18 protein-coding genes are annotated in these 19536 nt (G+C 56.1%); 8 read left to right on the top strand and 10 right to left on the bottom strand.

Annotated elements, in window-relative coordinates; all coding sequences use genetic code 11:
* Positions 1-164: 164 nt before the first annotated feature.
* The 8 genes from metK to OSC10802_RS0137445 all read right to left on the bottom strand — a co-directional run bounded on the left by metK (position 165) and on the right by OSC10802_RS0137445 (position 7468).
* Positions 165-1409, bottom strand: coding sequence for a methionine adenosyltransferase (metK, locus tag OSC10802_RS0137485; protein WP_017721896.1), 1245 nt, complete (start codon positions 1407-1409; stop codon positions 165-167).
* Positions 1410-1662: 253 nt separating this feature from the next.
* The gene (locus tag OSC10802_RS0137480) at positions 1663-2412 is read right to left on the bottom strand and encodes an HAD family hydrolase (RefSeq protein ID WP_026099149.1); all 750 of its coding nucleotides are present in this window, start codon (positions 2410-2412) and stop codon (positions 1663-1665) included.
* Positions 2413-2522: 110 nt separating this feature from the next.
* The gene (locus OSC10802_RS0137475; protein ID WP_017721893.1) at positions 2523-3533 is read right to left on the bottom strand and encodes a 30S ribosomal protein S1; all 1011 of its coding nucleotides are present in this window, start codon (positions 3531-3533) and stop codon (positions 2523-2525) included.
* A 361-nt stretch (positions 3534-3894) separates the two neighbouring features.
* Positions 3895-4470: a transcriptional regulator NrdR gene (gene nrdR / locus OSC10802_RS0137465; RefSeq protein ID WP_017721891.1), complete on the bottom strand. Its 576-nt coding sequence runs from the start codon at positions 4468-4470 to the stop codon at positions 3895-3897.
* A gap of 130 nt (positions 4471-4600) precedes the next feature.
* Positions 4601-4699: a photosystem II reaction center protein T gene (locus OSC10802_RS47200; protein ID WP_026099147.1), complete on the bottom strand. Its 99-nt coding sequence runs from the start codon at positions 4697-4699 to the stop codon at positions 4601-4603.
* Positions 4700-4829: 130 nt separating this feature from the next.
* On the bottom strand, positions 4830-6359 hold the full coding sequence (gene psbB, locus OSC10802_RS0137455) for a photosystem II chlorophyll-binding protein CP47 (protein ID WP_026099146.1): 1530 nt from the start codon (positions 6357-6359) through the stop codon (positions 4830-4832).
* Between the two features lie 255 nt (positions 6360-6614).
* Positions 6615-6968, bottom strand: coding sequence for a hypothetical protein (locus OSC10802_RS0137450; RefSeq protein WP_017721888.1), 354 nt, complete (start codon positions 6966-6968; stop codon positions 6615-6617).
* 293 nt (positions 6969-7261) lie between these two features.
* A complete protein-coding gene (locus tag OSC10802_RS0137445) occupies positions 7262-7468 on the bottom strand; it encodes a hypothetical protein (protein ID WP_026099145.1) in 207 nt (68 codons plus the stop codon).
* Between the two features lie 56 nt (positions 7469-7524).
* On the opposite strand from OSC10802_RS0137445, the gene OSC10802_RS0137440 reads away from it, so the two are divergent.
* The 7 genes from OSC10802_RS0137440 (at position 7525) to OSC10802_RS0137415 (ending at position 13672) form a co-directional block, all read left to right on the top strand.
* Positions 7525-7998 carry a hypothetical protein gene (locus OSC10802_RS0137440; protein ID WP_017721886.1) on the top strand — a complete coding sequence of 158 codons (474 nt, stop codon included), beginning with the start codon at positions 7525-7527 and terminating at the stop codon, positions 7996-7998.
* A complete protein-coding gene (locus OSC10802_RS0137435; RefSeq protein ID WP_017721885.1) occupies positions 7952-8314 on the top strand; it encodes a hypothetical protein in 363 nt (120 codons plus the stop codon). The genes OSC10802_RS0137440 and OSC10802_RS0137435 overlap by 47 nt, the downstream gene beginning before the upstream one ends.
* A 160-nt stretch (positions 8315-8474) precedes the next feature.
* Positions 8475-10400, top strand: coding sequence for a tRNA uridine-5-carboxymethylaminomethyl(34) synthesis enzyme MnmG (gene mnmG, locus OSC10802_RS0137430; RefSeq protein ID WP_017721884.1), 1926 nt, complete (start codon positions 8475-8477; stop codon positions 10398-10400).
* 197 nt (positions 10401-10597) lie between these two features.
* Positions 10598-11767 carry a hypothetical protein gene (locus OSC10802_RS0137425; RefSeq protein WP_017721883.1) on the top strand — a complete coding sequence of 390 codons (1170 nt, stop codon included), beginning with the start codon at positions 10598-10600 and terminating at the stop codon, positions 11765-11767.
* Positions 11768-11979: 212 nt separating this feature from the next.
* Positions 11980-12558, top strand: coding sequence for a TIGR04376 family protein (locus OSC10802_RS0137420; RefSeq protein ID WP_017721882.1), 579 nt, complete (start codon positions 11980-11982; stop codon positions 12556-12558).
* A gap of 482 nt (positions 12559-13040) precedes the next feature.
* Positions 13041-13187, top strand: a complete 147-nt coding sequence (locus tag OSC10802_RS53785; protein WP_017721881.1) for a YlcI/YnfO family protein — start codon at positions 13041-13043, stop codon at positions 13185-13187.
* A gap of 194 nt (positions 13188-13381) precedes the next feature.
* The gene (locus OSC10802_RS0137415; RefSeq protein ID WP_017721880.1) at positions 13382-13672 is read left to right on the top strand and encodes a hypothetical protein; all 291 of its coding nucleotides are present in this window, start codon (positions 13382-13384) and stop codon (positions 13670-13672) included.
* Between the two features lie 256 nt (positions 13673-13928).
* Here OSC10802_RS0137415 and OSC10802_RS0137410 read toward each other — a convergent pair whose 3' ends face one another.
* Both OSC10802_RS0137410 and ligA read right to left on the bottom strand, forming a co-directional pair.
* On the bottom strand, positions 13929-14870 hold the full coding sequence (locus tag OSC10802_RS0137410; protein ID WP_017721879.1) for a DMT family transporter: 942 nt from the start codon (positions 14868-14870) through the stop codon (positions 13929-13931).
* A 199-nt stretch (positions 14871-15069) separates the two neighbouring features.
* Positions 15070-17100 (bottom strand): NAD-dependent DNA ligase LigA, encoded by a 2031-nt coding sequence (ligA, locus tag OSC10802_RS0137405; protein ID WP_017721878.1) that lies wholly within the window; start codon positions 17098-17100, stop codon positions 15070-15072.
* A 545-nt stretch (positions 17101-17645) separates the two neighbouring features.
* Between ligA and OSC10802_RS0137400 the strand changes: the two genes are divergently transcribed.
* Positions 17646-19436: an alpha/beta hydrolase gene (locus OSC10802_RS0137400; RefSeq protein WP_017721877.1), complete on the top strand. Its 1791-nt coding sequence runs from the start codon at positions 17646-17648 to the stop codon at positions 19434-19436.
* Positions 19437-19536 lie beyond the last annotated feature (100 nt).

The raw sequence follows: 19536 nt of genomic DNA, 5'->3' as shown, positions 1-19536 counted from the left end.
AGTAGTATTGTCGCGCCAGTGTCAAAGGCCGGCAGCAGCCTGCATACTGTCGTTTCCAGGCGCTCACGAGAGAGATGGAGGCAGAGCCTGTGATCATGTCGTTCCCAGCTTGAGCTGGGAACGAGAAAAGGAGAAATAAGGAGCCCCGGAACGAGAGAGGATTGCTAGCCGGCGGTGGCGGAAAGCTGTTGAGTCAGGGCGTCGTGTAGCCGCTGCGCTTTGTCAGTTTGCTCCCAGGGCAGATCCAGATCGGTGCGCCCCATGTGGCCATAAGCGGCAACGTCTTGGTAGAAGCGACCGCCGCGCTCTGCCGGCAGCCCGCGCAAGTTAAACGCCTGGATAATGCCAGCCGGACGAAGTTCAAAATGCTCTTTGACCGCTTCCAGCAGCCGGTCTTCGTCCACCTTGCCGGTGCCGAAGGTTTCAATCATCACGCTCACCGGCTTGGCCACGCCAATGGCGTAACTCAGCTGCACTTCGCACTTGTCCGCCAGCCCTGCCGCGACAATGTTTTTGGCGACATACCGGCAGGCGTAAGCAGCGCTGCGGTCTACCTTGGTGGGGTCTTTGCCGGAAAAGGCACCGCCGCCGTGGCGGGAATAGCCGCCGTAGGTGTCTACAATAATTTTGCGCCCGGTGAGGCCAGAATCGCCTTGGGGACCGCCGATGACAAATTTGCCGGTGGGGTTGACAAGGAAGCGAGTTTGTGCGTCTGGCTTGACGGCGATGTCTGCAAACACCGGCTGCACGACAGCGGTCCAGAGGTCTTCCTTAATCTTGGCGGCGACGGCGGCCTCATCGGAAATCTCGCCAATGGTGGCGGTGTGCTGGGTGGAAATCAGGATGGTGTCGATGCCGACCGGACGCCCATCTTCGTAGGCGACGGTGACTTGGGTTTTGCCATCCGGGCGCAGGTAAGGCAGTTCGCCAGTTTTGCGCACTGCAGCGAGCCGGCGAGCGATGCGGTGGGCGAGGCTGATGGGCAGGGGCATCAGTTCCGGGGTTTCGTTGCAGGCGAAGCCGAACATCAGCCCTTGGTCGCCGGCACCCACTGCATCGAGGGGGTCGGCGCTGGTGTCCCGACCGACGCCTTGGGCGATGTCAGGGGACTGTTCGTCGAGGGCTACCAGAACGGCGCAACTGCTGGCAGAGAAGCCGTTTTCGGCGTTGGTGTAGCCAATTTCGGCAATTTTTGTGCGGGCGAGATGGACGTAATTGACTTGTGCTTTGGTTGTGATTTCGCCGGTGAGCAGCACTAAGCCGGTGTTGACAACGACTTCTGCGGCGATGCGGCTGGTGGGATCTTGGCTCAGGAGGGCATCGACGATGGTGTCGGAAATTTGGTCGCAGATTTTATCGGGGTGTCCTTCGGTGACGGACTCGGAGGTAAAGAGGTAGCGACGAGTCAAGGATTATTCCTCCTTTAATAGTGGCTGGACGGACAAGGTGTTATAGCTCAGTTCACCCGCTGTTACCTTTCAGATACCGGGTTTGTTGCGCTGGGGAAGCTTTGAACCTGGGTTTGGCCAAAAAAAGAAACCCGGTCTCTCACCCCACTCAGTTCATCTATAATAACTGGCGGCGATAACAGCATTTACAATTTCTAGGAGAAGCTGAATGTTCCCGGTCGGTGAGCGCTAATTTGAAATGGCAAATTGCGCTTTAGCTGGGGGTCGTTTGCCGGATTTGGATTTCATCTAATTGGGAGATGGTCACGTCAGCGGCTTGCAGGTGAGCGGCAAGGCTCGCGCCCCAGCAGATGCCGATACAGCCGGCGGCACCGGCATTTCTGGCCATCTCGATATCTGCGGGGGAATCGCCAACCATCAGGGTTGCCTGAGGTTCGACGCCGAGAGCTTGGCAAGTGCTGAAAAACAGGGATGGGTCTGGCTTGCTGGGCCCTTCATCGACCCCGGCACGCACCTGAATGTAGGCGTCGAGCTGGTAGTGCTTGACAAAACTTTGCACCCTGGCTGTCGTGTCAGCGGAGAGAATGGCCAGTTTCAGGCCGGCGTTGGAGAGAAATTGTATCACCTCGAGACTGCCGGCAAACAGGGGGGAGGGGGTGGCGCTTTTCAAATATTGATCGGCTTCTGAAAAGGCGCGGCGGGCAATCGCCAAGGATTCTAGCCAGCCGCGACCGGTTTCGGCAATATAAGCCGCTGCGGCAATTTCATTTTCCCGCCGGCTGCCGGCGGCCATCAAGCCGGTGGGGTCTAGGGTGCCCCCATTAATGCCAAAGGCCATTAGCAGGGGATCTGCAATTCCGGGAATCTGGGCGTCGATCAGGCGAGCTCGCTTCTGCCCCAGGTTTCTCAGATATTCAGAGGTATTTTCCAGGGTGCCGTCTTTGTCAAATATCACGGATTGGATATTCTCGAATGTGACATCCCGACACTGAATGGTCGCCAAGGGGTTCCACTCCCAAAAGTACAGCAATTCCTACAAAAAAAAGAGGGGATTTCCCTCTTTGTGCCACCGGCAATACGGTTTGCCGGCTGCACTGTTTTTCCGAGCTTGGCTTAAGCGTCTTCAGCGCTGACGATTTCTTCGTCTGGCACCTCTAGAGCGGGCTCAGCGGCTGCCGGCTGTGCGGCTTGCTGTGCGGCTTGCTTCTGTTGCTGTTGGGCTTGCTGTTTGGCCCGCATCTGCTCGCGGTACTTGGCAGCCATTTCCTCAGCCTTCTCGTAAACCTTGTCAGGATTTTTCACCATGTCACCCGCTTCGGGCTCCAGTTGCTTGGTGGAGAGGGAGATGCGCCCGCGCTCCGCATCCAGGTCAATGATCATCACTTTCACTTCATCATTGACATTGAAGACGCTGTGGGGCGTGTCGATGTGGTCGTGAGAAATTTCCGAGATGTGCAGCAACCCGCTGACGCCGCCGATATCGATAAATGCGCCGTAGGGCTTGATGCCGCGAACATTCCCGATCACGACTTCGCCCACTTCGAGCCGGTTCATCTTGCGCTCCACCAGCGCCCGCCGGTGGGACAGGACCAGCCGGTTGCGCTCTTCGTCCACCTCAAGGAATTTTAGGGGCAGTTCTTCGCCCACCAAGTCTTCCTTGGGTTTGCGGGTGCTGATGTGCGATCCGGGAATAAAGCCGCGCAACCCTTCAATCCGGACCAGCGCCCCACCCCGGTTGGTGGCGAAGACGATCGAGCGCACGGTGGCGTCTTCTGCCTGCAACTGGCGCACCCGCTCCCACGCCCGCATGTACTCAATGCGCCGGATCGACAGGGTGAGCTGGCCATCTTCGTTCTCATCCGTGAGGATAAAGAACTCACGGGTTTCGTTGGACTGCAGGACCTCTTCAGGAGAGTCAACGCGGTTGATTGACATTTCCTGGATGGGGAGGTACGCAGCTGTTTTAGCACCTATGTCAATCAGAGCCCCCCTCGGTTCGAGACTGAATACCGTGCCGGCTACCACATCGCCGGGACTGAAGTGATAGTCATACTTGTCGAGCAGGGCGGCAAAATCTTGGTGGGTAAAACCGACTTCTTTAGTGAGCGTTTTCTGATTGACCATGCGATTCGTTTCCTGGGACTTAATCTCCGTAGTTACCGTTCCTCCTGTGGATGTAGGTGCACTTTTGGTGCAGTTTACATCTACACGGCTGCAAAGTCTTCTTTGGACAGGTCCACTCGGGACGTTTGCAGCATAGATATGTTATTATAGCTTGGCTATATGCTTCTGAACATACCTGCGGAGCTGCCAGCTAAAAAATTCCAGCTTGCCTGCGGGCAGAAAAAAGCCCCTGCCAACCCGCTCCAATAGGGATTTCTGCCGGCACTTTCCTTTGGGGGCTGCTTGCCGGCTCTGATGGGGAGATATATTTTCCAGCGGTGGGACGGGCAGCCGGGGGCGCTGGCGGTGCGGCTTTCAGCGGTCAGGGTGCGGGGGCGGCATTAGCTGCGAGTTCTGGGGAGATCGCACCCTCCGCCGGCAGTAATACCTGCTCTGTAGGCGGCTGGAGGTCTATTTTTTCTTCAATTTCAGCGCTAGCCGCATCCGGGCGGCTTTGCAGGTGGTTTAAGGTCTCCACGAAATCGCGGATGCCTCGGAATTGGCGGTAGACGGAAGCAAACCGGATATAGGCCACTTCACTGAGCGATTGCAGGTGGCCCAGCACCAGTTCCCCAATCTCGCTGCTGGTGACTTCTCGGGCGGAAAGCTGCTGCAATTGGGCTTCGATCTCATCGACAATCGCCTCCATCCGCTGCGAGGGGATGCCGGTTTTTTCGCAAGCTCGCACGATCCCGCGCAATAATTTCGATCGGTCAAACGACTCCCGTCTGCCATCCCGCTTGCTGACGGTAATGGGGACAAACTCGATTCGTTCGTAAGTGGTGAAGCGACGCTTGCAGTTCAAGCACTCCCGGCGTCGCCGCACACTCTGACCGGCAGTGGGAGATCGGGATTCTAGAACCCGACTATCTGTGTGTTGGCAGAAGGGACACCGCATGGTAACCGTCTCTGGCAGTGTGGGGGAATTCAATGACAAAAACCCGAGCCCGCTGAGTGCCGGCTGTGTGGGTAATTCCCCACAGCGGCTTGTAGCGGCTCAGGCGCGATCAGCCCGGATCGGGGGTTCGCTATTTTTTGAGAATCCGGGGGGGTTCGCGAAACGCGATCGCAAAGAAGAGTGTGGCCAGCGCCAAGAACAGCACCAAAATGTAAACAACGCTTTCCATATCAGATTTCCTGTTGGTGTCGTTAACTACCAGTTTACACTGGCTAGGCTAGGAACGATCCAGTGACTGGGGTTTGTCATTGCTGCCAAAGCCGTCGCCGGATCGCTCTCAATCCAAAAGCGGCAGGGTTTTACGCTTCCACTTTGCGGGTGGTCTTGTCGCCCACTTTCTGGAAGGCACCCCATTCCACCTGTTCGATGTCTAGGTCTGGGTCAACACCGGCAAACACGTCGCGGAAGAGGGTGCGAGTGCCGTGCCAGATGTGACCGAAGAAGAAGAGCAGGGCGAAACAGGCGTGTCCGTAGGTGAACCAGCCGCGAGGGCTTGTGCGGAACACCCCGTCAGAGTTTAAGGTTTCCCGGTCAAAGTCAAAGACTTCACCGAGTTGGGCTTTGCGAGCGTACTTCTTGACTGTGGCGGGATCGTCAAAGGTTTGACCGTTGAGTTCGCCACCGTAGAAGCTGACCTTAACACCGGCTTGCTCGAAGCTGTACTTGGATTCAGCCCGACGGAAGGGAATGTCGGCGCGAACGACGCCATCTTTGTCCGTCAGGACGACGGGGAAGGTTTCAAAGAAATTGGGCAGACGGCGAACCGTCAGCTCCCGACCTTCATCATCGGTGAACACGGCGTGGCCCAACCAACCTTTAGCTAGGCCATCTCCATTGTTCATTGGCCCTACGCGGAACAGGCCGCCTTTGGCGGGGCTGTTGCCCACATAGTCATAGAAAGCCAGTTTCTCAGGAATAGCTGAGTAGGCTTCTGCAAAACTGCTGCCTTCGGCAACGGAAGTTTGCACGCGCCGCTCAATTTCCTGCTGGAAGTAACCGCTGTCCCACTGATAGCGGGTGGGGCCAAACAGTTCGATGGGGGTGGCGGCGCTGCCGTACCACATCGTCCCCGCCACCACGAAGGCGGCGAAAAATACAGCGGCGATACTGCTGGAGAGCACGGTTTCGATGTTCCCCATCCGCAGGGCTTTGTAGAGCCGCTCGGGGGGACGGACGCTCAGGTGGAACAGGCCAGCGATAATCCCGACAATGCCGGCGGCAATGTGGTGAGCCACGATGCCCCCCGGATTGAAGGGGTTAAAGCCTTCTGGCCCCCACGCTGGCGCTACCGGCTGGATGCTGCCGGTTATTCCGTAGGGGTCGGACACCCACATGCCCGGGCCAAACAGGCCGGTGAGGTGGAAAGCACCGAAACCAAAGCAAAGCAGACCGGATAAGAACAGGTGAATGCCAAACATTTTTGGCAGGTCGAGGGCGGGTTCGCCGGTGCGCGGATCGCGGAACAGTTCCAGATCCCAGTAAACCCAGTGCCAGCAGGCGGCCAGGAACAGCAGCCCTGCCAGCACGATGTGAGCGGCAGCGACGCCTTCAAAGCTCCAGAAGCCCGGATCGACGGCGGTTTCACCGGTGACGCTCCAGCCGCGCCACGAGCCGGTCACACCCAGACGGGCCATAAACGGCATGACGAACATGCCCTGACGCCACATGGGGTTCAGGACTGGATCGGTGGGGTCGTAAATGGCCAGTTCGTACAGAGCCATAGAACCAGCCCAGCCGGCCACCAGGGCAGTGTGCATTAAGTGTACTGCGATCAGGCGGCCCGGGTCATTCAGGACGACTGTGTGTACTCGATACCAGGGTAGTCCCATTTATCTGCGGTTCCTCCTCCGGGAGAGATGTCTACTTGAACGCTATTTTTTGGTCGGGTGCTTAACTGCTAGAGTTTTAAGCTGCTTGTTGCCGGCCAGTCCAGAAGCTGACTTGCAGCAGTAGTGCTGGCAGGAAAGACGGTGCGCTCTCAAATATGAGTAGTATTTAAAGAAGTGTAACCACTCGCGCACCCGAATGCAAGCAGTTGGCTGAGTTTTTGCCGGCAGCGCTTTGGCCGGGGCGGGCTGGCCCGTTTAGCTCCCTTCGGACGAGCCTGCCGGTTCGCTCCCGACACCTGGGGCTTGGCACAGGACCCCGGCGCTACAGAGTCGCTCCACCACCATGTCGCCGCTGATCAGGCGTTTGAGCACCACTTGACCGATGGGTTTAGCGCCCCCACCCGCTCCCGAAACCTCGACCGGCTTAACTTCCACCATCAAAACCGCATCTTCGACCCGATAGAGCCACATTGTTTCGTTTGGCTCCACCAGACAGAGAGTCGTTCGCTCAATCTCAGGTTTGCGCCTCCAGGCCATTTCGTTCCAAATGCCCTCGGCTCCCCAGACGCGACCGATTGTCCATCCGTCAGATAAGAAAAAATATTTCACGAACGTTTCTAAGCTCGCTCTTGTTGGAACTTTTGCAGACAATCCGCTCCTGTGGCCCGCGCTCTGGGCGGGCAAGGGACAAAAATTGCCGGCGGATGTTTTCTATTAAACAGTAGAGGCTCAACCTGACGCTGGCAACTCCATACAGGTCCCGCCCTGGCTCAACCGGCACGTCCGCCGCGATGGCCGCACTGCCGGTGCGATTGGCCCAGCACGAGGGGTGCTGGCCCGCTGGAATTTCAGTGGGAGGGGATCTTGCCGGTCAGTGGTGGGACGTGCTGGCAACCGCGATCTCACTTGCGCACTTTCGCCGACCGCCGGCACTTTTCCAGACCGTTGCTGTATAATCGCACATTAAAGCACTGCAGGTGCCTGGAAGCTGTTTTGGCCTTCCCCGACTCTCCCACCACCGGCGCTTCGGGCACCGGCACGAATTCACCCCTTGGCCAGATGAACCCAGCTCGCCGGTGGCTATCCCACAGGCGGGGACTGCATTTCATCCCAGAGACGCGATTAATCGCCTGCCCACAACAGAAGACCCAAGCTGTGACGAGATATGAAAAAAAAGGAACCCCGTCAGAAGCTATACGAACTGAAGGCAAAAACTTACGAGTGCTGGCTGTCACTGCTGGAAGTGAATCAAGCCTTTCATCTCTCGTGCGAAAAACCTTCAGAGGATCAGGTCTTCAAAAAAGAAATGCGTTTCTATGGCGACCTCCGCCGCAAGGATACCTGGGAAAAAGCCTATGCGGCTGCGATGGCGCGGTTTCTCTGGAGTGTCAACGATGACAACAAGTTTTTGATTGAGTTTTACTTAATTCAGCAATCCAAAGAAGAAGGATGGCGATATTTACTGCCCCGGGTTGTTGAAGAGTACATGATGCTTCCTGGCGGTGCCGAGTCCCTCGCTCAAGGGCTGAGTGAGTTCGGTTACTACGGGTGTGAGTATAAAACCCAAGCAAGTGATGTTGAGGAGTTCGCCAATGTCTACTTTGGAACCGCAAGAAAACTTTCGCTTACAGCGAGTTAACACCCGGAAGGCTTTTGCCGATGATTTGGTGCAAAAAGGTGCGAATGGATACGGCATCGCCATGTCTACCAATGCCATGTACCAGGAGCTTTACAGTAAAAATGCCGATGGGTTATACGCCGAGTATGGCGCTGTGAAAGGCAACCGTGACACTTTGCCTCGGGAGGTGCAAGAAGATATTATGGTGGCGGAGATTGTGGCGCGCCGTCATGTGAACAAGCACAGCGTCGCAGCGCAACAGCAGCGTAAGATTAACCTGGAACTGCGGGATGTGGTGAAGAAAGCAACTAAGCAGGCAAAAGATATACTCTACTAAAATAGTATATAATAGAGAAGATATTTTTAAGAGAAATTTTCCGCAGGGGCGAGGGAGCTACCGGCAGCTCGAAGGTGGGGAAGCCGGCTCCTGAGGGGAATCGCAGGCATAATGGTAAACAGAGCATCTTTTCTAGAGTTTGTCCCGCTGAGCTTGAACCATGATCCCTCACACCCCAGTAGACTTCCAAGACGCCTTTGATGTTATTGTAGTCGGTGCCGGCCACGCCGGTTGCGAAGCCGCCCTCGCTACCGCACGCCTCGGCTGCCGCACTCTGCTGCTGACACTGAATCTGGATAAAATTGCTTGGCAGCCCTGCAACCCCGCTGTCGGGGGACCGGCTAAATCCCAGCTCACCCACGAGGTGGACGCCCTGGGGGGCGAAATCGGTAAAATGGCTGACCGCACTTACCTGCAAAAGCGCATCCTCAACGCCTCGCGGGGACCGGCAGTCTGGGCGTTGCGCGCCCAAACTGACAAGCGCGAATACGCCGCAGTGATGAAGCGAATTGTCGAAAATCAAGACAATTTAACTGTCCGCGAAAGTATGGTCACCGATTTGGTGCTGGGGCGCAATGATGAAATCACCGGCGTCCAAACTTACTTCGGCGTCGCCTTCGCTTGCAAGGCAGTTATCCTCACCACCGGCACCTTTTTGGGCGGTATAATATGGGTGGGCGACAAGTCGATGCCGGCAGGTCGCGCCGGCGAGTTTGCCGCTGTCGGGCTGACCGAAACTCTCAACCGGCTCGGCTTTGAAACTGGCCGGTTGAAAACAGGAACTCCGGCGCGAGTTGATAAGCGCTCGGTGGATTTCAGCCAAATGGAACCCCAGCCCGGCGATTCAGAAGTGCGCTGGTTCAGCTTCGACCCAGAAGTCTGGGCGGAGCGCGAGCAGATGAACTGCCACCTCACCCGCACGACTGCCGAAACTCACCGGCTGATTCGGGAAAACCTGCACCTGTCTCCCGTTTATGGCGGCTGGGTGGATGCCAAAGGACCCCGCTACTGCCCTAGCATTGAAGATAAAATTGTGCGCTTTGCCGATAAGGAAAGCCACCAGATTTTTATTGAGCCGGAAGGGCGAGATATTCCAGAACTCTATATCCAGGGGTTCTCCACCGGCTTGCCAGAAAAGCTGCAATTGCAGATGCTGCGCACCCTACCCGGTTTAGAAAATTGCGTGATGCTGCGACCGGCTTATGCGGTAGAATATGACTACCTGCCGGCAACCCAGTGCTACCCGACCCTGATGGCAAAAAAGATTGAGGGGCTGTTCTGCGCCGGCCAAATTAACGGCACCACCGGCTATGAAGAAGCCGCCGCGCAGGGGATGGTTGCCGGCATCAACGCCGCTCGTTTTGTCCGGGGGCAAGAAATGATTGTCTTCCCCCGCGAACAGAGTTACACCGGCACACTGATTGACGATCTGTGCACCAAAGACTTGCGGGAACCTTACCGGATGCTCACCAGCCGGTCGGAGTACCGGCTGCTGCTGCGCTCAGACAATGCGGACGAGCGCCTGACGCCTCTCGGTCGGGAAATCGGCTTAATTGATGACCGCCGGTGGGATTTATTTACCCGCAAATATGCTAATATTACAGCAGAGAAGGAACGGCTGCAATCAGCGCGGGTGAAAGAACACGACGAGTTGGGCAAAACTATCGCAGCGGATACCGGACAGGCGATTAAAGGCTCCATTACCCTGGCGGACTTGCTGCGGCGCACGGGATTCCACTACGCGGATCTCGACCGCTACGGATTGGGCAATCCTGAGTTAAGCCTAGCTGAGAAACAAGGGGCGGAGATTGATATTAAATACGCCGGCTATATCCAGCGCCAGCAAAACCAAATTGAGCAGATCGCCCGCCAGGAACACCGGCCCCTGCCGGCTGACTTGGACTATGCTGCAATTGAGACGCTCTCCAAGGAGTCGCGGGAAAAACTGGCTAAGGTCAGGCCCTTGACAATTGGGCAAGCTTGCCGTATAGGAGGCGTGAGTCCGGCAGACATCAACGCCCTGCTGGTGTATCTGGAGCTGCGCTCGCACAAGAAAGCTGCCGGTGAGTCTCTGGTTTCGGCTTAAAGGCGGAACCCTCTTGGCGTTCCCTCACGGGGGCGGTTATGTTCTTCCCTTCCGGGCGCTCCGCCGGGGAGCGAGGAATTTCCAGGGCGGGAAGTCATTCTCGCGGGTAATTGGTAAATTTGAACTGTCCCCTGTAGAGTCGTGAGTCCAAAGAGTGTCGGTTAGGGGCGTTGAGGAGAAGTTGGAGGGAGAAGCCTATGTCTGAAAATGTCCGCACCAAAGAGCTAGAAGAGTTTATGGCTGCTGTGCCGGTTTCGGTTGAAGCCAGCGCCGAACGGCTGATGGACGATCTGTTCCAAGAGATGGACCGGGTTCTGGAAGGGAGCGCAGCGCTGCCCAAACAGAGGGGGAAGTCGGATTATATTTCTTTGCAGCAGATTGAGGTGCCGCCTATTATTCTGTCGGCGGGGGTGAGGGAGGAACGCCAGTCTGAGGCGGATGAGAAAACCGTTGAGGCAAAAGTCGTTACCGCCGGCAGCAAGAAGGAGGAAGGCCAATTCGACAAGTTGCTGCTGGCAGCGGCGTGCGCCTCCCTGGTTGCTACTTTAGGCTTGTGGCTGGAAAGCCGGGGCGAGTGGCAGAAGCTGCTGGCGGGGATGCGCCAGCCGGCACCGGCACCGGCGGCGCAGCAAATCCCGCCGCCGCCCGATCCGAAAGTGGAGGCGGACCGGCAGTTTTCTGAGTACATGCTGCGCAGTGTCGATGCCATCGAGCAAACCGCTCTGGAGAAAAAAGCTGAGAGCGAGCAGGAAGCTGCAGCGCCGCCGCCTGATTCGATGAGTCTTGCTGACGCCGGCAATCTGGCTGTGGCGCTAAACCGCCTGGCGTCAGCCCTGGAAAGAGCCTCTCTCGGAGGGGCAGGTGGGTTGGGCGGCCAGCCAGCGGCCCGACCGGGCGGAAGTTTCCCCTCCGCACTGCCGCTGACTGTGCCGAGATTTCCATCGATAGAGCCAGCTGCTTCCTCAGGGTTCCCGACTGTGAGGCCATCGGCAACGGTTAAGCCATCCCCAGCGGCGGCCTCTTCAACGCCTAAGCCATCCCCCACCGCTAGGCCATCCGCAGGGGCGGCGGCATCCGGTCAGCCGCAACCGCAGCGGTTGGAGCCGGTGGAAAGGCCAACCCTGATGGCCGTGCCGTCTCTCGCTCCGCAGAGTCCTGCAGCGGCGGTGACTTACAAGCTGACGGGGGTTCTGGATATCGGGGAGCGCTCTGGGGCTCTGTTTGAAATCGCCGGTGTGGCGCAGCGGATTAATATTGGCGAGAGCATTGGCTCTAGTGGCTGGACGCTGGTATCGGTGAAAAACCAGGAAGCTACTATCCGCCGCAATGGTGAGGTTCGCTCTATTAAAGTCGGAGGGAGGTTATAAGATAGGAAATAGGGTTAGCAGGCTGGCAAGGAAGGAAAGTTGAGAGGTGGTTTTTAGCTCTCCCGCTTTCTATAGCGTTTTTCATATTAGTGAGATACTGAGAAACCCGGTTTCTTAAAGAAACCGGGTTTCTGGGCCAGAGTTCATCCAAGTGAGAAACGCTATAATTTTCCAACCGGCTAATCTGTCAACCTGCGAAAGGAGTGCCGGCGATGGGCTTATTTGAAGATTTCAACCGCTTTTTGGAAACCCGACTGGAAGAATTTCTCCACAGCAATCCCCATCTGGAGTTGCAGGCTCTTGAGGAGCAGCTGAAACAGCAAGAAGAGGATACCCTGCGGCTGCTGGCAGATTTGCAGCGGCAAGAAAAGGGGCTGAAAGACCAGATTCTTTCTACGGCTCAGGAGATACAGCGCTGGCATTTGCGCGTTGAGAAGGCGAAAGCGGCTGGCAGGGAGGATTTGGCTCGCGCCGCACAAGAGCGAGAGGCGGCGCTGCTGCGTCAGGGCAATCAGTTCTGGGGGCAAATGCAGGGGGTTAAGGCTCGCTTTGAGAAAACGAAGGAGCTGTACAAGCAGATTCAGTCGCGCCGCAAAGAAGTGCGGGCGAAAGCTGCTGAGGTGGCGGCGGCAAAAGCGAGCGCTAAGAAGCCTGAGAGCTCCTGGGAAACTGCCGGTTGGAATAAAAGTTATTCCGGGAATATTGGCGGTGCGGATTCGCTAGATGAAACGTTTAAACGCTGGGAAGCTGATGAGGAGCTCGAACAGCTGAAGCGCAAAATGGGCCGGTAGCCGGCCACAGCTATTTTGGCCGGTCAGGGGCGATTCGTCGCGGGTTGGGAGGGGCTGCCGGAAAGCCGGCTGTTTTTATCAATTAGTTTTAATCACTCATTAAAAAACTTCTGATCCGCCGGCACCTTGAAAGGGGGCAGTCACGATGAACTGCTCACACCGCCACCAATGAAAACTTGCTCCACTGCGGGAGATTCGGTAGGGCTAAAGCCCAACTACAAACCTTTTCAAGTCAGAGCCTCCTGAACGGCGTTCCGGAGCAGAGCCCCGAAGGGGAAGCTTCGGCGCATACAATATCGATGCAAACGGATTATATCTCAGTAGCAGTCTGCCGCCCGAGGCCGGTGGGGCGGCAGGTTTCCTGCCGGCAGCTCACCTGTATGGGGGATGGCGATATCCAGTGCTATCTTAGCACAATATTAGTACAGTAACTAGACTGAGTTGCTACGAAGTAAGTACAATTTTAGCAGGCGAGAACGACTATGCCCAGAACAAAACCCCCATCAGATAAGGTGCTAACCATTCGACTGCCTTCCAACGAGCTGGAGCATTTGGAAGCCTACTGCACGAACAAAGGTAGAACCAAAACCGATGTGCTCAGGGAAATGATTCGCAAGTTGCGAGGTTGAAGGTACTCGGTTTCAGGGGTTAGGGGTTAGGGGTTAGCGGTTAGGTTTTAGGGGTTAGGGGCTAGGGGTTAGGTTTTAGGAGAGAAGTAGAGAATTAGCCCCATGCCCCATGCCCAATGCGCCATGCCCCAGACCTCATGCCCCATACCCGAAATCAGAGATATTATCGGTATTCACTCTAACCTGATATAATTATGTCATTTCACGAACAAAATCTCGATGCGTTCATCGAACTGTTAAAGTATCAGCGCTCGCTGTTTTCTGCTGAGGACCGAGCGAACCTGAAGCAGCTGATCGCCAAGCTTCCAAATGATGTGGAGCGCATCTCTGAGGCAGTTGCGGGCTGGTATGAACAGCGCCCCAAGGTTCTTGACGCTCAGCTGGATGCTATCAATTCGCAAGTCGCCAGTCGCAGTGTGGCAAAAGGGGAAGGGGAGGAGGAGAAACCTTACAGGGAACAGCTGCTAGACGCGATTGGGAGATAATTTTTTTTACCTCTTTTTTATCGTTGGGAGCGCGAAAAACGCGCTGGGGCGCAGGTGAGATGCCGGTGCTGCGCCGTTTCGTTTGGGAGGGGGTGCCGGCTTTTTTTCGAGGCGAGTGATAGCGTACCCTTGTAGGGGCGGGTTCTGCCAAGATATTTCTAGCACAGAGCAGAATATAAATAAACCCGCCCCCGCCTCCGCCGCACAACAGCGGTGCTACCCGACATGATATTAGGGGGTGAGGGTATTCTTCACATCACCGGCTTTTTCCCACCGCAATCATCACCGAACCGGCAACAACCAAAACCGCTCCCATCACGCCCAAAACCGTAATCTGTTCCGGCGGAATCAAAGCCGGCGCTAGCAGCGACACCGCCCCAATCGAGATCAGCGTCACAATCGGAGTCACAGCAATCACCGCACTCACCCGCGACGCTTCCCAGTGTTCCAAAGATTCAGCAAAAGAGCCATAAGCCATTGCCGTATTGAATGCGCAAAAAATCAACATCCCCACATGTAAAGACGAGAAATTTTGCGCGTCAACCAGCCCTACTATCCGCTGCGGTGTGGCAAAAGGGCTGAACAGCAGCGCACTGCCGCCATAGAGTACCAGCATGATATTTGAGCTCGGCAATTGCTGCAGCAACTGCTTCTGCGCGAGAGCGTAGACAGCCCACGCCGCAGCCCCCAGCACCACCCAAGCGCTGCCGAGAAGATAGGTGCTTTGCGCGCTGATTAAGGTGCGCAATTGCTCGTGGAAAAACAGCGCGAACCCACAAGTCAGCACTCCCAGCCCCACCCACTGGCGCAGCGCGTACCTCTCCTTGAAAATCGCCAGCCCTCCCAAACCCATTAAAACTGGAGCCAGCTGGATGAGGACTTGTGCGTTAGCCGGTGAGGTTTGCGCCAAACCTAGCATGAAAAGCGCATAATTCATCGCTAGAAATACGGTAGCGATTGCCAGCAATCCCAGAGTGGCTGGGCGGAATTTGTGGGGTGCCGGCAATTGCCGCCGCGCCGCCAAATAAACCGCAAGCACCCCGAAAGATACCAAAAACCGAAACCAAATGATTGTGTAAACATCGAGCGCTTGCAGCGTCACCTTCAGGGCAATCGGCAAAACGCCCCACATACATATAGTAAACAGCGACAGCGCTAGCCCCAAGCGCCACCTGCCCGAAGTTTGATGAAGTGTCATTTCCCCTAACTCTCTATTATTGCTGTCACCGGCTAATTTACCCTCGTTTTTCCCTCGTTCCCAGGCGGAGCCTGGGAACGCGGTTCTGGAGGCTCTGCCTCCTTTTTACCACAAGCAGATTCAAGGGAGCATGTCAGTCAGGTGGGTGACGCGAAGCGCGTCACCCCCCTACGAAATAGGCGTCTTGGCGGTTCAACTATTAACCTTCCAACATCTTCAACAAATCCGCTTCCCCCAAAAGGGTGATTCCCAACTCCTCAGCCTTTTTCAACTTAGAACCGGCATCCTCCCCAACAAGCAAATAATCCGTCTTAGAACTCACCGAACCCGTCACCTTCCCGCCGGCACCCTCAATCAGAGCTTTCGCCTCATCTCGCTTCATCGTGGGAAGCGTGCCGGTAATCACAAAAGTCTTGCCGGCAAATAACAACTTCTTCTCTTTTCCGCGCGGCTCCTCAACTGTAGCTGCTAACTGCAAACCGGCAGCCCGCAATCGCTCAATCAGCATTTGATTTGCCGGCACCCGGAACCACTGCCAAACAGATAAGGAAATCTCCTCCCCAATTCCGTAAACCGCCGAGATATCCGGCGGCGACGCTTCAGAAAGAAGCTCAACCGTAGAGAACCGCTCGCTCAATATTTTAGCATTCACACTGCCAACATGGCGAATGCCCAAACCGTAAAGCACCCGCGCCCAAGGTTGCTTTTTCGACTCCCCGATTGCCGCCACTAACTTCTCAGCAGATTTCTTGCCCATGCGCTCTAAAGACGCCACACCGGCAGCCGTTAAATCGTACAAATCCGCAACCGAATTCACGAGGTGCCGGTCAACCATTTGCTGCACCAACTTTTCCCCCATGCCGTTAATATCCAGCGCGTCGCGACTCGCCCAGTGAATAAGCGAACCGCGCAGGATAGCGGGGCAAGAAGCATTGACGCATGCCGTGCGAGCCTCACCCGCCTCTCGCACCACCGGCTCCCCGCATTCCGGGCAGTGTGCCGGCATTTGAAAGCGCTGCGCATTTGCGGGGCGGAGTTCAGGCAAAACCCGCACAACTTCTGGTATAATCTCTCCCGCTTTTCGCACAATAACCGTATCCCCAATATGCAAATCTAATTCAGCAATTCTATCGCTGTTGTGCAGCGTCGCCCGCGATACTGTTGTGAGTGCCAGCTGCACCGGCAAAAGTTCCGCCACCGGCGTCAGCGTGCCGGTGCGCCCCACCTGCACAGTCACCGCCTCAACCCGAGTCGGCGCTTCCTCAGCCGGGTATTTCAGCGCCACCGCCCAGCGGGGGAATTTCTGAGTGAAACCCAGCCTTTCCTGCAGCGCCAGCGAGTTAATTTTCACCACCACCCCATCCGTCATGTAGGGCAACTTCAGCCGCTCAGTATTCCACAAGTCGTAATACTCCCCAACCTCCTCCAGCGAGCGGCACAATTTGCGGTTTGGGTTCACCCGGAAACCCATTTCTTGCAGCATTTCCAGGGATTCCCCCTGGGTGCGGGCGACATCGGTGTCATCTCTGCCGGGAATGTGCAGCGTGTAGGCAAAGAAATCCAGCCGGCGCTTCGCCACAATCCGGGAATCCAGCTGTCGCAAAGTGCCGGCAGCGGCGTTGCGGGGGTTAGCAAATAGCGCCTCCCCTTCACGCGATCGTTCCTGATTGATTTGCTCAAACACCGCCAGCGACAGAAACGCCTCCCCGCGCACTTCCACAGAGGGTGGCGGATTTTCCAAATTCAGCCGCAGCGGAATCGAGCGAATCGTCTTCACATTCTGCGTAATTTCTTCACCGGCAATCCCGTCACCCCGCGTCGCGCCCCTCACCAGGATACCATTTTCGTAAGTCAGCGCCAAAGCGGAACCGTCAATTTTCAATTCGCAGACATATGCCACCGGCTCGCTGGGAGCCATTCGCAGCCACCGCTCCTGCCAAGTAGCGAATTCCTCTATATTAAAAGCATTTTCCAGACTGTAGAGCGGGATATTGTGCCGCACCGAGACAAACTGACTAACCGGCTTTTCTCCAACGCGCTGAGTCGGGCTGTCTGGCGATATAAGTTCCGGATACTTGGTTTCCAACTCTTGCAGTTCCCGATAGAGACGATCGTACACCTCATCAGATATAACCGGCGCATCCAGAACATAGTAGGCGTAGCTGGCTTTTCGCACTTGCTCGCGCAGTTGCTGAACTCTTTGGTGAATTTCAGACATTGGCTGTTGCATAGCTTGACTCCGATGATATAATTGTATAGGTTAGCCCAAAAGTTCGCAATTTGGCTTCAGCCAAAAGTTCGCAGTTGGGCTTCAGCCCAAATTAGCCCAAAAGTTCGCAGTTGGGCTTCAGCCCAAATTAGCCCAAAAGTTCGCAGTTGGGCTTCAGCCCAAATTAGCCCAAAAGTTCGCAGTTGGGCTTCAGCCCAAATTAGCCCAAAAGTTCGCAGTTGGGCTTCAGCCCAAATTAGCCCAAAAGTTCGCAGTTGGGCTTCAGCCCAAAAGTGCCCTACCGGCAGGTGCGGGATGCGCTATAGCGAAAAAATGCGCGTTATATCGCCTCTCTACAGATCGAGTTCTGAGGTCCATCATTCGAGCTGAGAACTCCATCGTTCGAGCTGAGAACTCCATCATTCGAGATCAGAACTCCATCATTCGAGTTCCGAGGTCCATCGTCCTTTTTAATAAGTAGGGAGTTTTCCCCCCACACCCACCGGCACTTTTACAGCACCGGCTCACTCAAAATAGTAAAAAGAAATGTCACAGAGGCTTTAGGGATGCACAACTTATTTCCAGCGGTTTCTAAAAATAGCACAAGCCAAAGCCGGCGTCAAGTCAATTCCCGCACCGGCAAACCCCTCAGGCAACCCCCTCTCACTCCCCCTCCCCGCCGGTGGGGAGGGGGTTGGGGTGCCGGGTTTTTCATCCCCGCACTGTGCAACGCCCTAATGCTGCTCCCGGCAGTGCTGAGCGCCACAAAAGCCGTAGGCGCGGAGCGGATTTACGCTTCCTATTCAGTGCTGGAGCGCTCGATTTCCGTTTCCGCCCTAGAAGCTTACGCCAAAGAAGGCAAAATCGATGAAGACTTAGCCGCGTATCTCCAGTATTTTCCCCGCGAACAGCAACAGCAGCTGCGCCAAGCGCTGCTCGCCCGCGCCGATCTCAGCCCTATAACCATTTCGCAATTTCTCTACACCCCCCAAGGAGAAATCGCTCTCAAACGTCTCGGACAAGTCATTCAAACCGGCACCCGACAGCCAGGAAAGCTGGCGATTCGAGCCGCCCTAATATTAGCCGCCGCCGATCCAGAAGGCTTAACCCCGATCAACGTGCTGCGAAAATTTCCCACCGACGGCATTCGCATCGATTTAGCGCGCGCCCTCGATCTTTTTCAAGATTTGCAGCAAGTCGTCAATCAAAGCAATCGCGCCACCGCCTTCGTCGAGCGCCTCTCACAAGCGCAGGTGCACTCTCAGCCTGGAATTCGGAAGTTCTCGCAATCCGATTTATCTCAGCTAGGTCCATTGAGATGGCAAACCCTATCGATTAATGTTACTATTTCTAATAGCAGACTTCCAACAGCACCCGTGGGGCCGCGAGTTTTTCCGGCAGATATTTACCTGCCCCAGTTGCAGGGAGAAACCCAACCGGCACCAGTCATTGTCATCTCCCACGGGTTGGGTTCCGACCGCAAAACCTTTCAGTACCTAGCGGAACACCTGGCATCGTATGGCTTTGCCGTCGCAGTTCCCCAGCATCCAGGTAGCGACGCCCGCCAATTTCTGGCGCTCGTTAATGGCACCGCTTCTGAAGTTGCAGAACCGGCAGAATTCATCGCTCGCCCCCTGGATGTCAAGTATTTGCTCGACGCACTGGCGGAGCTGGAAAAAACTGACCCCGCACTGCGAGGGCGGCTGAACCTGGAACAGGTGGGAGTGGTTGGGCAGTCGTTCGGCGGCTACACCTCTCTGGCGCTTGCCGGTGCCCCCATTGACTTCCAGCAGCTGCAAGCCGACTGTCAGAATCTCGACACCACCTGGAATATCTCCCTGCTGCTGCAGTGTCGCGCCCTGGAACTGCCCCGGCTCGATTACCAGTTGGGCGATCCCCGAATCAAAGCCGCACTCGCCATTAACCCAGTGGACAGCAGCATTCTCGGGCCAAAAAGCTTGAGCCAAATTAAAGTGCCGGTGATGCTAGTCGCCAGTGGGGCAGATACCGCCGCGCCGGCTCTCCCAGAACAGATTCGCCCCTTCACCTGGCTGAGAACACCCAACAAATATTTAGTCTTGATCGGCAATGGCACCCACTTTTCCACCCTCGTCGAATCAGAGAGTGACCCCGTAAAAATTCCTGCCGAAGTGATTGGCCCAAGCCCAGCCCTGGCTTATCGCTACGCCAGCGCTTTGAGTCTGGCATTCTTTCAAACCTACATCGCCAATCAGCCCCAATACCGCCTTTACCTCCAGCCATCCTACATCTCAACCCTCTCGCGAAACCCGCTCCCCCTGAGTCTCATCGAGTCTCTCAGCGAATCAGACTTGCAACAAGCGCTTAAAGACAATTAGAAATTCTGGCTCAAGGCGACCGCAAGCGGGCGAACCCAACGGCATTCGCGTCTTAGCCGCCGGCACCGTCAGGGGTGACAGCCCGCAAAAGCTCCCGCCG

Origin of the sequence: Kamptonema formosum PCC 10802 (assembly GCF_000332335.1) — a bacterium.
Lineage (GTDB): Bacteria > Cyanobacteriota > Cyanobacteriia > Cyanobacteriales > Oscillatoriaceae > Oscillatoria.
This window is presented reverse-complemented; position numbering and strand designations above follow the sequence as displayed.

Coding starts and splice junctions, on each gene's coding strand:
- OSC10802_RS53785 (WP_017721881.1), top strand. CDS start 13,041: ATGCCCAGAACAAAACCCCCATCAGATAAGGTGCTAACCATTCGACTG.
- OSC10802_RS0137410 (WP_017721879.1), bottom strand. CDS start 14,870: ATGACACTTCATCAAACTTCGGGCAGGTGGCGCTTGGGGCTAGCGCTG.
- nrdR (WP_017721891.1), bottom strand. CDS start 4,470: ATGCGGTGTCCCTTCTGCCAACACACAGATAGTCGGGTTCTAGAATCC.
- ligA (WP_017721878.1), bottom strand. CDS start 17,100: ATGCAACAGCCAATGTCTGAAATTCACCAAAGAGTTCAGCAACTGCGC.
- psbB (WP_026099146.1), bottom strand. CDS start 6,359: ATGGGACTACCCTGGTATCGAGTACACACAGTCGTCCTGAATGACCCG.
- OSC10802_RS0137475 (WP_017721893.1), bottom strand. CDS start 3,533: ATGGTCAATCAGAAAACGCTCACTAAAGAAGTCGGTTTTACCCACCAA.
- OSC10802_RS0137400 (WP_017721877.1), top strand. CDS start 17,646: ATGCACAACTTATTTCCAGCGGTTTCTAAAAATAGCACAAGCCAAAGC.
- OSC10802_RS0137440 (WP_017721886.1), top strand. CDS start 7,525: ATGAAAAAAAAGGAACCCCGTCAGAAGCTATACGAACTGAAGGCAAAA.
- OSC10802_RS0137445 (WP_026099145.1), bottom strand. CDS start 7,468: ATGAAATGCAGTCCCCGCCTGTGGGATAGCCACCGGCGAGCTGGGTTC.
- OSC10802_RS47200 (WP_026099147.1), bottom strand. CDS start 4,699: ATGGAAAGCGTTGTTTACATTTTGGTGCTGTTCTTGGCGCTGGCCACA.
- OSC10802_RS0137415 (WP_017721880.1), top strand. CDS start 13,382: ATGTCATTTCACGAACAAAATCTCGATGCGTTCATCGAACTGTTAAAG.
- OSC10802_RS0137435 (WP_017721885.1), top strand. CDS start 7,952: ATGTCTACTTTGGAACCGCAAGAAAACTTTCGCTTACAGCGAGTTAAC.
- OSC10802_RS0137420 (WP_017721882.1), top strand. CDS start 11,980: ATGGGCTTATTTGAAGATTTCAACCGCTTTTTGGAAACCCGACTGGAA.
- mnmG (WP_017721884.1), top strand. CDS start 8,475: ATGATCCCTCACACCCCAGTAGACTTCCAAGACGCCTTTGATGTTATT.
- OSC10802_RS0137425 (WP_017721883.1), top strand. CDS start 10,598: ATGTCTGAAAATGTCCGCACCAAAGAGCTAGAAGAGTTTATGGCTGCT.